This is a genomic window from Armatimonas sp. (assembly GCF_031410135.1).
Taxonomy (GTDB): Bacteria; Armatimonadota; Armatimonadia; order Armatimonadales; family Armatimonadaceae; genus Armatimonas.
Genome location: NZ_JANNYP010000913.1, coordinates 1 through 12,261, shown reverse-complemented (window position 1 = coordinate 12,261; position 12,261 = coordinate 1). Strand labels below are relative to the sequence as shown.

Here is a 12,261-nt window from a genome sequence, read left to right as displayed (position 1 = left end):
GTGAGGTGGCGACACGCTCCACATGCGAGCGCCGCCATGTCGGGGCGGTGATCGTGCGGGACAAGCGGATTCTCACGACCGGCTATAACGGCTCGCCGCCCGGACAAAAACACTGCACAGAAGTCGGGTGCTTGCTGGAAGATGGGCGCTGCATTCGGACACTGCACGCCGAGCAGAACGCGATTGCGCAGGCGGCACTGCATGGCGTGCATACCAAAGGCGCGACAATCTACACCACGTGCCGCCCGTGCCATGTCTGTGCCCGAATGATCGTCGGATCGGGCATTGTCAGAGTTGTCTTCTTTGGCGAGTCGCCGGAGGGCTGGGCACACGAGGTGCTTGAAGCCGCAGGGGTAGAAATTGTTTGCCTGCCAGAGCCCCCGCGTCGTAACGCCAGCGACTGGGACACGGTATTATTGCAATAGATGAATCTTCTAGGCCCGATGGGATATGCAGCGCTCCTCGCGAGTGCTGTTACCATCCTACTTACCCCCAGCGTTAAGAAACTTGCCTTCCGGGCAAAAGCAATCAAGATTCCTCGTGTGCGCGATGTCCACAGCGAGGTCACCGCGTCCTGGGGGGGAATCGCGATGGTCGTGGGGTTCTTTGCCGCCTTTGTAGGACTGCGTCTCTTTGGCAACCTCCCCAGCCCCATCGTGAGCGATACCCGGCCCCATGTCCAGCCACTCTTTGGTATCCCCACCCACCCCATCCTCGGCATCCTGCTAGGTGCTCTGATCGTCTCTTTCATTGGGGCGCTGGATGATTTAACAACCATCGGGGCTAAAGATGTCGAGGGTAAGAGCCTGGGACTCTCGCCAAAGCTCCAGACACTTGGGCTTTGTTTCGCGGGCTTTGTTGCGGCACTCTTTGGGGCACGCATCGAGGGAGTAACCAACCCTCTTCCTAGCCTTATCCATGTGGGGCCGTATCTCTCGCTGGGCTGGTTTTCGGTACCACTGACAATGCTCTGGGTTTTCTTCGCCACCAAGTTTTTTGACTTTCTGGATGGGCTTGATGGGCTTGCGGCAGGAGTGAGCGCGATTGCGGCGATGACGATGGGAATCATGGCTGCCTTCTCACGAAACCCGGAGCCAACGGTAGCACTGCTGGCAGCCGCCACGTTTGGCGCGGCAATCGGTTTCTTGCGCCACAACTACAACCCAGCCTCAATCTTTATGGGCACAGTGGGCTCGTATTTTCTGGGGTTCATGCTCTCCATGTTGGCGGTTGTCGGAGCGTTCAAGGTTCCTGTGGCAGCAGCGGTCTTGCTGCCTCTGATCGTGCTGGGTGTCCCACTGCTTGATGCCTTTTATGTGATTGGACGACGAGTGGCTCAGGGAAAAAAACCCACAGAAGCGGACAATACCCATATCCACCACCGGCTTACGGAGCGCGGCCTGACGGTCAAGCAGGCGGTCTGGACAATCTACGGCCTGACAGCGCTGACATGTTTCATTGCCTTGGTGCTGGTCTGGTTGGGCAGGAAGCCGTAAAATGAGGATCTATGCAGGCACTGCTCTCAAAGCTCACGTTCTGGCGAGCCAAGATAAGTCCCCCGCTCGTGGCAATCGAGCTGGTGGGCGAGCGTGTTCTACTGCGCCCGGTGGCGCTGGGTGATGCGGAGGATATGCTGGTCTTTGTGGGCGATCCAGAGGTGGTGCACTTTCTCCCCTGGAAGCCCGCCACAGAGATTAGGGGTGTCGACGCCTTTCTGGAGCAGCAGCAGGCACGGCGAAAAGGCGGTGAGTCGCTGGCCTTTTCGGTGATCTTGCGCGAGACAAATACCGTGATCGGCTCCACGGACTTGATGCAGCTTTTGTCGCGGGACAAACACGTCGAGCTGGGTTATATTCTCGGGCGGGAGTACTGGGGGCAGGGGCTTATGACCGAGGCGGCAGCACTTAGTCGAGACTATGCCTTTGCGACCTTCAAGTGCAGGAAGCTGGTCGCTTTTGCCGATCATGAGAATATCGGCTCGCGGCGCGTGCTAGAAAAAATCGGTCTGCAAGAGCAAGGCAGTGAGTGGCGCATGGTCAAAGAGAACAACCGCCTCTATATCCGCTACGAGCAGACACGTGAAAACTGGGAGAAATTAGTTCATTGAGTAAGCTGACGGTTGCCTGTATCTTCGGGACGCGCCCCGATGCCGTGAAGATGGCCCCTGTGGTCAAAGAGTTACTTCGTTTCCCGGAGCAAATCCGAACCGTCGCGATCTCCACCGGTCAGCACCGGGAGATGCTGGATCAGGTGCTCCAAGTTTTCGACCTCAAGCCAGACTATGATCTGGGCCTGATGAAGCCCGGGCAGTCGCTCTCGGAGCTGACGAGCCGCGCCCTGATGGCTCTGGAGCCGGTGCTGGAAAAGGAAAAGCCCCAGCTGGTGATCGCGCAGGGTGACACGACCACCACATTTGCCGCGAGTCTCGCTGCGTTCTATGCACAAGCGGACTTTGGCCATGTCGAGGCGGGCCTGCGCACCGATGATAAGTTCGACCCGTTTCCCGAGGAGATGAACCGGCGGTTAACCACAAGGCTTACCAACTTCCACTACGCGCCCACGGAGCTCTCAAGAGAGAACCTCCTGCGTGAGGGTGTCGCTGATGAGACCATTCGTGTGACGGGCAACACGGTCGTGGATGCACTTCGTACTGTCTCACAGCTTAACTACGAATTTGAAGACCCGTCACTCGCCGCGTTTGTGGCACGGCCCGGGCGGCTGATCTTGGTTACGGCGCATCGCAGAGAGAACTGGGGCGAGCGCATGGCCAGTGCCTGTCGCGCGATTCGACGATTGGTCGAAGAGTTCCCCGATGTCCGTGTGGTTTTTCCCATGCACCGCAACCCTTTAGTGCGTGAGGTAGTCATACCGTTATTGGAGAACCATGAGCGCATCTTGCTCACCGAGCCACTGGACTACTTCCCCTTTGTGCACGTGATGAAGGCAAGCCACTTCCTGCTCACCGACTCGGGAGGAGCCCAGGAAGAAGCGCCAGGCCTCGGCAAGCCCGTGCTGATTCTGCGCCTGACCACGGAGCGTCCTGAGGGCGTCCACTCGGGAAATGCAAAGCTGGTGGGCACCGATGAAAATATCGTCTTTAATACCGCAAGCGACCTGCTTTCCAACGAGGCAGCCTACGTGGCGATGTCCAAGGCAGCAAGCCCCTACGGCGACGGTGACGCATCCCGGCGTATCCGGGAATGGATATTTGAGGCCTATCGGCTATGAATGAAAAAGAAAAGGCACAAGCTTGGTTTGATGCAGGATTTTCCTCCCTCGGCAAGCGCCTCCTGCGCCTAGGGGCTCTGGCGATCCTGGGCTACGTGATCTACCGTAGTCACACCATTGTCGTCACTCTGATCATGGCAGGAATCCTCGCGTGTGCCGCCAGTGGCCCTGTAGAGACGCTCTACCGCCAGCCCTGGCTCAAGTTCCTCAAGCCACATGGCCGCCGTGCCCTAGCTGCCGCACTTATCCTGGTGGCTATCGTCGGGATGACGGCAGGGGCGGTCACGCTTTTCCTACACCCCATCCAGGCGGAGCTGCGCAATCTTCAGAACAACTGGCCCACCAAGTACCAGCCAGAGCTGACCAAAAAGCTAGAAGATACCAAGCGCTGGTACGCCTCACAGCCCGAGTGGCTCCATAAACAAGTGCCGGACTGGATAGATAACGCCCTCGCCCCTCGTCAAGAGGACCTGTTAGACGACCCCGAGCTCTCCCCCATCACCGAGCCCACTACCTCCCCGACAGCCCTACCTCAGGAAGAAAAGTCAAATCCCGCGATGGCAAGTGCGGGCAGCATGATGCTCGGCTTTCTCGGAAAGCTTGGCGGGCTTCTCAATGGTATTGTCGAGCTGATTCTGCTGCCCGTGCTGGCGTTTTACTTTCTCGTGGAGGGCCATGCGCTTCGCAATGAGCTGGTGCGCTTCGTCCCACAGAGCAAGCGTCGCATTACCTTAGCGCTACTCCGTGAGAGCGCCGGGATCATGCGCTCCTATCTCATCGCGCAGCTCTTACTGGCCAGCATTGCTGGAATCTTCGTGGGGACGATGCTAGGCGTTGCGCACATTCCCTATGCTCTGGTGCTGGCGCTCATCGCCGCAGTCACCCGCGCCATCCCGGTTATTGGGCCGCTCCTCGGTGGGATTCCCGTGGGCCTGATTGTCTTTTTAGAGTGCAGCCGCCAGGGAAACTACACGCTCCTCTGGATTGTCCTGCCCCTCTTTACCCTGATGCACCTGCTGGAGAGCAAGCTCCTCACCCCGATCATTCTAGGAAAAGGGCTGAACTTGCACCCAATTATCGTGATTATCGCGCTCCTCATCGGCGGCGAGTTCTTCGGCCTCCTCGGCATGTTCCTGGCCGCTCCCGTAACCGCTCTGGTACGCACCTTCCTGATGCACCTCTACATCCACCCCAAGCGCCCGCGCTCGCACACTGCTTCCCGCCTCACCCGTGCGCTGGAAAAACAGAAAGACTAAGTTTCACCTTTGGAATTATTAAAAGCCATTGTCCTAGGCATCATCCAGGGCCTCACTGAGTTTCTGCCCGTCTCATCGTCGGCGCACCTGGATCTCATTCCCCGCATGCTGGGCTGGGGCGATGCGGGCGTTGCCTTCACCGCTGTGATCCAGCTCGGGACGCTCTTGGCCGTCTTTGTCTACTTCCGCAAGCGCATCTGGCAGACCCTCACGGGAATTTGGAAGGCGCTCCAGAAAGCCCCGCCCGCGCCTGGTGAGGAGCGAACAACATCGTGGGAAGTACAGCTCTTATTGGCGGTGATTGTGGGAACTATCCCCCTAGCCGTAGTGGCGCTTGCACTCAAGAAGTACATTGAGACGACACTTCGAGAGCCGACTCCCGTGGCGATCATGCTGATTCTGATGGGCCTCGCGCTCTATCTGGTGGAGCGTGGGACAGAGAAGCTGCGCAACCGCCCACTCACGGACATCACCTGGAAAGACGGTGTGCTGGTCGGGCTGATGCAGGCCTTTGCCGCAGTGCCTGGCTCGTCGCGCTCGGGCTCCACGCTGATCGGGGCGTTTCTCTCCAAACTCGACCGAGAAGCCGCGCTGGAGTTCTCGTTCCTACTTTCGCTGCCCGCCGTGCTGCTCTCCGGGCTCTTTGAGATCAAGGATCTCCTCAAGCCACAAGAAGCACCGCTGCCGGGCACGCTACACTTCACCACCACTGAGACCCTAGTGGCGACCGTCGTCGCCTTTTTTGTCGGGTACGCCTCCATTGCCTGGATGCTGAAGTACTTAACAAAGAACTCCACCCTGGTCTTTGTGATCTGGCGCGTGGTACTGGGCGTGGTGGTTTTAGCAATGCACGGCATGGGCAAGATCTAGCCCATGCCCCAGCTGGCCCTCTGGCAGTGGGCGCTGCTGGCCCTCGGTGCGTTCTCTGTCGGAGTCTCCAAGACCGGTGTGCCAGGGCTGGGGATTGTCAGCGTCGTGATCTTCACCCTGCTACTGCCCACCAAGTTCTCCGTGGGAGCCGCGCTTCTGGTGCTGATCTGTGCGGACTTGCTCGCGGTGGCAGTGCACCGCAAGAACGGTGATCTCAAGCAAGTCCTGCGGCTGCTCCCTTGGACCGTCGCGGGGATCGCGCTGGGGGCGCAGTTTTTAGGGAGAGTGGACGATAAACTGCTCAAGCCGGTGCTGGGCGGCGTGCTCTTTGTGATCTGCTTGCTGAGCATCTGGCGCGGCCAGCAAAAAGCTCCCCCCGAGGTGCCTGTCTGGGCCGCACCACTGGTCGGGCTGGCGGCGGGCTTTACCACCATGATCGCCAACGCCGCCGGGCCGGTCACGACGCTCTATCTTTTGGCCATGCGCCTGCCCAAAGAGGCGTTTCTGGGCACCGCCGCCGTCTTCTTCTTTTTTATTAACTGGATCAAGATCCCATTTGCTTTCTTCCAGAGCAAGATCATTGACCTCGACAGCCTGCGCTTTGCCATCCTGCTCTTCCCCGCCGCGATCTTAGGGGGCATCGTCGGCAAGCCCTTGGCCGAGCGCATCCCCCAGAAACGCTTCGAGCAGCTCGCACTCACGCTCACTGCTATTGGAAGCCTCTGGATGCTCGTCGGGGCCTTGCTTGCCGCTCGAATGAAGTAGGACTCAGCGGTAGGCGCACTTAATTGCCCGATCCTCAGGACGGTTGGCATAGCGCTCCAGAGTGACATCTACCTCAGCGTAGATCTCCCCGTAGCGCACGGTGGTAACAAAGTGCTCCGAAAAGACCGCAGGGTTCTGGGCAAAGGCGACGGACATCATGTAACCGTCTTCTACCATCGCAACCGCCCGCTCCAACGCCTCTCGAAGCTCCTGATCCTCTACCTCGCCTGTTGCCCGCTTCAAGTGCCCCACGAGCGAGAGTGGCTCGCCCTCGCGGGATCGCAACGAGGCGACCAAGCGACGGCACCACTCCCGCAGGGCAAGCTCGGTCATACCAGCAAGCCATGTCCACGCAAGACACCCAAGATCGCCTCGGACTCTTGAGCATTGCAGTCCACCAACGGCAGGCGCACGGGACCGACGTTCTTGCCGAGTGCCCGTAGCGCCTGCTTTGTCGGAGCGGGTGAGGGCACCGAGAACATGGTCTTTGCGACAGGCAGTGTGCGCAAGAAAATCTCAGCGGCCTCGGCTTGTTTTCCGGCAAACCACGCCTGGTGCACGGCCTGAAGCTCCGGGCCAATCACATGGGAGATCACGCTGACTAGGCCACAGCCGCCCAGCGCCAGCAGCGACAGGATCGTGCCGTCGTCGCCGGAGTAGACATCGAAGCTCTCGGGGGTCTGGCGCAGGATCTCCCCCACTTGCTGTAAGTTCGCCGACGCCTCTTTAATAGCCACAATGGTCGGGCAGTCCGCCGCGAGGCGCACCACGGTGGCGGGCTCCAGGTTGGTGATGGTGCGTGCGGGGACATTGTAGAGCATCACGGGCAGGTCGGTGGCGCTAGCAACAGTCTTGAAGTGCTGGTACAAGCCCTCCTGGCTGGGCTTGTTGTAGTAGGGCACCACGGCCAAGAGTGCCCCTGCACCGGCGGCCTTGGCATCATGCGCGGCCTCGATCACCTCGGCGGTATTATTCCCTCCGACACCCGCGATCACTTTCTCCGCGCCAATCGCCTCGACAATCACCTTCACCAGCGCCGCTTTCTCTTTGGGCGAGGTGGTTGGAGACTCGCCCGTGGTGCCATTGATCACCAGTGCGTCCGAGCCATTGGCCAGCAGCCACTTCGCCAGCGCCACGGCCTCCGCAAAGTCCACTGCATTGTTCTGATCAAACGGCGTCACCATCGCCGTCACGATATACCCCCATCGGGGCTGCATTCCACGCATCTAAATCACTCCTCGCTGGATTAAAAGTTCCGCAATCTGGTAGCCGTTGAGGGCCGCGCCCTTGAGAATCTGGTCGCCGGCCACAAAAAGATCGAGTGCCTTGGGGTGAGAGAGATCCTCACGGATTCTTCCCACGAGGCACTCATCGCGGCCCGTGGCGTCAACGGGCATCGGGAAGGTGTTGTTCTCGCGGTCATCTACCAGGATCACGCCGGGAAACGCGGCAATGGCAGCACGTGCTTCGTCCACTGTGGGCCGCTCTCCCACGAACTCGATATTGACGCTCTCACTGTGCGCGCGGAGCACGGGAACCCGAACACACGTCGCAGTGATGGCAAGCTCAGGCGCATGCAGAATCTTGCGGGTCTCCTTGACCATCTTGAGCTCCTCTTCGTTGTAGCCTGTCTCGTTGATCGCCGTGTTGTGCGAGAACAAGTTAAACGCCACCTGGTGCGGGAAGATCTCTTTCGTCGGAGGCTTCCCGGCCAGCAGCTCGCCCGCCTGAATCTCCAGCTCGCGCATCGCCGCCGCGCCCGCGCCCGAGGCAGCTTGATACGTGCTGACCACCACGCGCTTCACGGGCCATTTCTGATGCAGAGGAGTCAGCACCATCAGCAGGATAATGGTCGAACAGTTCGGGTTGGCGATAATGCCTTTGTGCGCCAGGACATCGTCAGGGTTGACCTCGGGGACGATCAGGGGCACCTCGGGGTCCATACGAAACGCCGATGAGTTATCAATCACCACGGCTCCCGCTTTCACCGCCGCCTGCGCGTACTGTTTCGAGCGCCCGCCGCCCGCCGAGAAGAACGCGATATCGCAGCCCTGAAACGAGTCCTCGGTCAGCTCGGTGACGGGAAGCTCCTCGCCCTTAAACGTAATCGTCTTGCCCACCGAGCGCGCCGACGCCAGCAAGGTCAGGGAGGCGAGCGGAAAGTCCCGCTCCTCCAGTAACTTCAAAAACTCCGCCCCGACCGCGCCCGTCGCGCCCGCCAGAGCCACATGGTATTGCTTCATTGCATCCCATGATACCGCGCCCCAAAACGTCGGGCGAGGGGCCGGGGATTGAAATCCCCGTCTCTGAAAAAAGAGCGTCCCGAGGACGCGCAAAACATCCTTCGTCGCCTACGAATACAGCTCGGCTTCGGAGAGGCGACGAAGTTCAAGAGCCGCAGGGATGGCAACCGTCCCAACCCACTTTTGAAAATCCATCGGGTCTCGCTCAGACCAATACACTCCTTCACTTATTGCAGAAAAAACATCACAAAGAACCTCAGCCGCATCTTTGGACGCGGCAGTCCTTGCAAATCGTGCGGTCTGAGCAGCAGCACTCGCGATAGGCTCTGCACGGCAAGTATCACAGTCCATAATCACTCGCCCTTTCCGTCGGGCTTGGGCAGGAGTGGTGAGAAGTTGCCAGTCCCTAGGTTGGATTCCTTCCTGAACCCACTTGGAGACCGCCTCAATAGTTTGGCTAGGAAGATCGCTCTCGCACTCCAGAGCCGCCCATCCATAGAGCACTTTCTGCGAGGCAAGCACACAGAGCCATGTGGCACAGCGATGAGCATCATCACCTATTTCCTGAATCCCAAACGCATCTATGAGCTGAGTTTCGGCCTCAAAGTCTTCATAGCCCATTTCATCGTCATCCAGCGTGGCCACATAGCTCTCTGCCGCTGCCAAAACGAGCTCAATAGTATCTTTATCCATAAACCACCTATGCCACCTGTGAGAGCTGATGACAAAGCCGCATTAGCTCAGCGGCAGGAACAATTGCCATTGCGTAGGTTTTCCCCTGTGTGTCAGAAAACTCCACATCGAAGATGCTAGGCGCATATTCGTCCACAATGGCCCCGACCTGCCCACGCACAAGCCCCTCTTCCGGTCGGTCTTTTAGAAGTGCAACCACATCGAAAAGTTTGAGTGTATCCATCGCAGTTCCCGCATAATACCGCGCCTGTCCCAAAGGCGGTATAGTTCTCCCACCATGCATCTGATCCACTTCAGTCCCAGGTTTCACCGTGAGTTCCTCGAAGCCGCACTCACAGCTTTTATCGCGGCGGAGGGTCAGCCCGCCTCCTCGGTGCAGGATTTGAAGAGCGTCCCAACAACCACCGGAAGCCTCCGTGCGCTCCACGGGGCACGACGGGGCGAGCAACCCGAGGTCACGGTCGAGTTTCCCAGTGGGACGCTCTACCGGGAGGCACTGATCCAGAAAGCACAGCTTCTCGCCGAGCGCTTCACCTGGGCACTCTGCGCCTGGAACTTCAGCTACAGCGAACACATCACCACCTTTGTCACGGAGGACGCAGCCCTCGCAGATGCGCTTGCGGCCCACTGCGCCGCGCAGGAGCAGACCCGAGCGTGGAAGAAGCGCAAGACACTCGACCACCTCGTTCTGGCTCGATATGACAACCTGACGAATCTGGAAGAACAGCTCAAAGGCGCAATCTTCTTTGACCGTGGGGTTGAGGGTGAGTGGGCATGGCGGCGGAGCGAGATTGAGCAAAACTCGCCGTACGTACTTCTGCATTGGCTAGCCGATCCTTCAGAGGAACAGAAAATCGAAGGGCTGCGCTGGTGCCAGGAACAGGGCAGGAAAACATGGACAGATTGCTACGGACGGACAAACTACGCCCTCCTTGTCTCTTGTAAATCTCGGGCGGCATTTCATACACTCTGCGGAACCGGACAGGACGACGATCCTATCTACGGCTACATCCTCTCTGGCTTGGCAAACCCCAAAGCAATTCTGCGGCAGATTATCGACCGGAGTGAGCCTCCTCTCAAGCACCCTGAAGGGGAGCGGGAGTATGTTAACCACAGCGACCTACAGGAGTTAGTGCGCCTAGGTGAGGTGGCGGGCTGGGCCTACACCTGGGACTGGGGCGGTGGGGCGGGCGAGTACCACGCGAGCTTCTGGGCACGGGAGCCCTTGCTTGCCTACGATCTGTGGCAAGAAATCAAAACGCTCTCGGAGACGCAGAGCGGAGTGAAGCCGCTGGCGCGGTTCTGAAGCAGGTACAATCCTGCCATGAACTTGCCGCCTAATCAAAGACTCGCCGCGCCGGGGAAGTGGCCCGTGGTCGGGGAGAAAGCGCCGCGTGAAGGGGATTCGTCGCCGTGGACGGTGACGGTGCACGGGTTGGTGACCGAGCGGCGGGTGTTTGGTTTGGACGAGCTTTTCAACCTGCCGCAGGTGACACAGCCCCACGACATTCACTGCGTCACGCGCTGGAGCAAGCTGGGCGTGACGTTTACGGGAATTCTGCTCGCTGACCTGCTCGCGCTCTGTGGCGGCCCGCTGCACGACGCAAAATTCATCTCGTTTATCGCCCGCTCGGATCGGGAGCATAGCACGTCACTGGTGCTCTCCGAGGCGCTGGAGCTGGGCTGTTTGATTGCCTTCACCGCCGATGGTGCGCCGCTCGACGAGATTCACGGCGGGCCGGTGCGAATCGTCACGCCAGGGCGGTATTTCTACAAGTCGGTCAAGTGGCTGGAGCGCATTGAGCTGCTCTCGGAAGATCGCCTCGGCTACTGGGAGGGCGAGATCGGCTACCACAACACCGCCGATCCGTGGCGCGAGGAGCGCTACATCGCTGCAAATACCAACCCTAAGGTGCTGGAGCGTGCCCTTGCGAGTCGTAACTTCTCGGGGCTGGATTTGCGCGGCGTGGACTTGCGCGGTCGCGATCTAACGGGACTGAACGCCTTTGGTGCCCGGCTCCGCGATGCGCACTTTGAGGGTGCGAACCTCACCGACGCCGACTTTACCCGTGCCAATCTCTCCAACGCGCACCTCGAAAACGCCAACTGTACCCGCGCTATCTTCACCGACGGCGATTTAGAGGGAGCCGCTTTCGAGGGCGCAACGCTCACCGACGCGGATCTTACCGGCGCTTCGCTCTTTGGCACGACGTTTTCACCAGGTAGCCTCCCCCAAGCCCCAGTACGAGCAGGACAAGTGTTCCAGGCTCAGGCAGATCTTGCGTCGGGGTAGGTGGGTTGGCTTCCTTATTGGAGAGCTTTTGTGCAAAAAGCCAGTCCATAAAACCAGGTTCCTGATAGACGCGCCCCTCCTCCGCCACGATATAGTGCCCCCCGTCCGCATACTCCGTGTAGCGGATATTGCCGCCCTCAGCCTGTATCGCGGAAACTATCGTGCGTGCCGCATCGGGATAGAGAGCCGTATCCTCGGCTCCCTGGAAAACCCAGAGTGGGGTACTAGCAAGCTGAGCCGCATGCGTCGGATCTCCCACACCCGCAATCGGGGCTCCGGCAGCAAAGAGCCCCGGGTTGCGCGCCAGAAGATCCCAGGTACCATCCCCCCCCATAGACCACCCCGTAGCGTAGAGGCGCGACGAATCAATCGAGAACTCGTTTAAGAGTGTGGGAATGAGATTAGTAACAGCACTCAAGCTCGCCGAGACAGGGTAGTCCGCAGTGCTGTACGAAGTCCACGAAAAGCCGGGATGTGGTGTTCCATCGGGATAGGTCTCAAAGTTATTGACCCAGAACTCTCCACGCGGATCACCGCCTGTCACTTCCAGAGGGCATTGGGGCACCAGGAAGAAGCTCGGATAGGCAGTCTGCACCTCAGGAGAATAAAACGTCTGAGCAAACTGCCCGATGTCAAGAGGTAGCCGATTATCCGTTCCACGCTCCCCGCTCCCGTGGAGATAGAGCACGAGAGGATACTTTTCATTGGGGTCGTAGTTCGCCGGGACAAAAAGCCGATACGGCAAGTTCAGCCCTGATGTATCGGTGAAGGTTCGGTCTTGAAGCGCGCTCTGTAAATCTTGCGCTTGAGCGCTCACAGTGAGAAGAAGCCCTCCTGGCCTGTACCCCTGATTTGGTCCATCGAGTGAGTTAGTCTTCGTTGGTCGTTGTGGGTTTCCCCGGCGGCGAAGCCG

15 protein-coding genes are annotated in these 12,261 nt (G+C 59.2%); 9 read left to right on the top strand and 6 right to left on the bottom strand.

Annotated elements, in window-relative coordinates; all coding sequences use genetic code 11:
* The first annotated feature begins 5 nt into the window (after positions 1 to 5).
* The 7 genes from RMO15_RS32520 to RMO15_RS32490 are packed head-to-tail and all read left to right on the top strand — an operon-like array spanning position 6 to position 6,119.
* Positions 6 to 425 carry a cytidine/deoxycytidylate deaminase family protein gene (locus tag RMO15_RS32520; protein WP_369016189.1) on the top strand — a complete coding sequence of 140 codons (420 nt, stop codon included), beginning with the start codon at positions 6 to 8 and terminating at the stop codon, positions 423 to 425.
* Positions 426 to 1,496 carry an MraY family glycosyltransferase gene (locus tag RMO15_RS32515; RefSeq protein ID WP_309723300.1) on the top strand — a complete coding sequence of 357 codons (1,071 nt, stop codon included), beginning with the start codon at positions 426 to 428 and terminating at the stop codon, positions 1,494 to 1,496.
* An 11-nt stretch (positions 1,497 to 1,507) separates the two neighbouring features.
* On the top strand, positions 1,508 to 2,107 hold the full coding sequence (locus tag RMO15_RS32510) for a GNAT family N-acetyltransferase (protein ID WP_309723297.1): 600 nt from the start codon (positions 1,508 to 1,510) through the stop codon (positions 2,105 to 2,107).
* Positions 2,104 to 3,228, top strand: a complete 1,125-nt coding sequence (gene wecB / locus RMO15_RS32505) for a non-hydrolyzing UDP-N-acetylglucosamine 2-epimerase (RefSeq protein ID WP_309723293.1) — start codon at positions 2,104 to 2,106, stop codon at positions 3,226 to 3,228. Before RMO15_RS32510 ends, wecB begins: the two co-directional genes overlap by 4 nt.
* A complete protein-coding gene (locus RMO15_RS32500) occupies positions 3,225 to 4,484 on the top strand; it encodes an AI-2E family transporter (RefSeq protein WP_309723291.1) in 1,260 nt (419 codons plus the stop codon). Before wecB ends, RMO15_RS32500 begins: the two co-directional genes overlap by 4 nt.
* Before the next feature lie 9 nt (positions 4,485 to 4,493).
* Entirely contained in the window at positions 4,494 to 5,354 is an 861-nt protein-coding gene (gene uppP, locus RMO15_RS32495) for an undecaprenyl-diphosphatase UppP (RefSeq protein ID WP_309723288.1), read from the top strand.
* A 3-nt stretch (positions 5,355 to 5,357) separates the two neighbouring features.
* Positions 5,358 to 6,119, top strand: coding sequence for a sulfite exporter TauE/SafE family protein (locus RMO15_RS32490; protein WP_309723285.1), 762 nt, complete (start codon positions 5,358 to 5,360; stop codon positions 6,117 to 6,119).
* Positions 6,120 to 6,122: 3 nt separating this feature from the next.
* Here the strand turns inward: RMO15_RS32490 and RMO15_RS32485 are convergent, their stop codons facing one another.
* The 5 genes from RMO15_RS32485 to RMO15_RS32465 all read right to left on the bottom strand — a co-directional run bounded on the left by RMO15_RS32485 (position 6,123) and on the right by RMO15_RS32465 (position 9,278).
* Positions 6,123 to 6,452, bottom strand: coding sequence for a type II secretion system F family protein (locus tag RMO15_RS32485; RefSeq protein WP_309723271.1), 330 nt, complete (start codon positions 6,450 to 6,452; stop codon positions 6,123 to 6,125).
* On the bottom strand, positions 6,449 to 7,336 hold the full coding sequence (dapA, locus tag RMO15_RS32480) for a 4-hydroxy-tetrahydrodipicolinate synthase (RefSeq protein ID WP_309723266.1): 888 nt from the start codon (positions 7,334 to 7,336) through the stop codon (positions 6,449 to 6,451). The genes RMO15_RS32485 and dapA overlap by 4 nt, the downstream gene beginning before the upstream one ends.
* Before the next feature lie 9 nt (positions 7,337 to 7,345).
* Complete coding sequence (locus RMO15_RS32475) at positions 7,346 to 8,362, bottom strand: aspartate-semialdehyde dehydrogenase (RefSeq protein WP_309723263.1); 1,017 nt, start codon at positions 8,360 to 8,362, stop codon at positions 7,346 to 7,348.
* A 108-nt stretch (positions 8,363 to 8,470) separates the two neighbouring features.
* Positions 8,471 to 9,055 carry a hypothetical protein gene (locus tag RMO15_RS32470; RefSeq protein WP_309723261.1) on the bottom strand — a complete coding sequence of 195 codons (585 nt, stop codon included), beginning with the start codon at positions 9,053 to 9,055 and terminating at the stop codon, positions 8,471 to 8,473.
* Between the two features lie 7 nt (positions 9,056 to 9,062).
* Complete coding sequence (locus tag RMO15_RS32465) at positions 9,063 to 9,278, bottom strand: DUF4926 domain-containing protein (protein ID WP_309723258.1); 216 nt, start codon at positions 9,276 to 9,278, stop codon at positions 9,063 to 9,065.
* Positions 9,279 to 9,332: 54 nt separating this feature from the next.
* Between RMO15_RS32465 and RMO15_RS32460 the strand changes: the two genes are divergently transcribed.
* Together RMO15_RS32460 and RMO15_RS32455 are read left to right on the top strand one after the other, a co-directional pair.
* Positions 9,333 to 10,361: a hypothetical protein gene (locus RMO15_RS32460; protein ID WP_309723255.1), complete on the top strand. Its 1,029-nt coding sequence runs from the start codon at positions 9,333 to 9,335 to the stop codon at positions 10,359 to 10,361.
* Between the two features lie 18 nt (positions 10,362 to 10,379).
* A complete protein-coding gene (locus RMO15_RS32455; RefSeq protein ID WP_309723254.1) occupies positions 10,380 to 11,348 on the top strand; it encodes a molybdopterin-dependent oxidoreductase in 969 nt (322 codons plus the stop codon).
* Here the strand turns inward: RMO15_RS32455 and RMO15_RS32450 are convergent.
* The coding region (locus tag RMO15_RS32450) for a prolyl oligopeptidase family serine peptidase (RefSeq protein WP_309723252.1) at positions 11,239 to 12,261 on the bottom strand (1,023 nt) is incomplete at its 5' end. The genes RMO15_RS32455 and RMO15_RS32450 overlap by 110 nt on opposite strands.

Bases quoted from the DNA above. Each gene is read 5' to 3' on its own strand.
- RMO15_RS32515 (WP_309723300.1), top strand. From the start codon at position 426: ATGAATCTTCTAGGCCCGATGGGATATGCAGCGCTCCTCGCGAGTGCT.
- RMO15_RS32510 (WP_309723297.1), top strand. From the start codon at position 1,508: ATGCAGGCACTGCTCTCAAAGCTCACGTTCTGGCGAGCCAAGATAAGT.
- RMO15_RS32500 (WP_309723291.1), top strand. From the start codon at position 3,225: ATGAATGAAAAAGAAAAGGCACAAGCTTGGTTTGATGCAGGATTTTCC.
- RMO15_RS32490 (WP_309723285.1), top strand. From the start codon at position 5,358: ATGCCCCAGCTGGCCCTCTGGCAGTGGGCGCTGCTGGCCCTCGGTGCG.
- RMO15_RS32485 (WP_309723271.1), bottom strand. From the start codon at position 6,452: ATGACCGAGCTTGCCCTGCGGGAGTGGTGCCGTCGCTTGGTCGCCTCG.
- dapA (WP_309723266.1), bottom strand. From the start codon at position 7,336: ATGCAGCCCCGATGGGGGTATATCGTGACGGCGATGGTGACGCCGTTT.
- RMO15_RS32475 (WP_309723263.1), bottom strand. From the start codon at position 8,362: ATGAAGCAATACCATGTGGCTCTGGCGGGCGCGACGGGCGCGGTCGGG.
- RMO15_RS32470 (WP_309723261.1), bottom strand. From the start codon at position 9,055: ATGGATAAAGATACTATTGAGCTCGTTTTGGCAGCGGCAGAGAGCTAT.
- RMO15_RS32465 (WP_309723258.1), bottom strand. From the start codon at position 9,278: ATGGATACACTCAAACTTTTCGATGTGGTTGCACTTCTAAAAGACCGA.
- RMO15_RS32460 (WP_309723255.1), top strand. From the start codon at position 9,333: ATGCATCTGATCCACTTCAGTCCCAGGTTTCACCGTGAGTTCCTCGAA.
- RMO15_RS32455 (WP_309723254.1), top strand. From the start codon at position 10,380: ATGAACTTGCCGCCTAATCAAAGACTCGCCGCGCCGGGGAAGTGGCCC.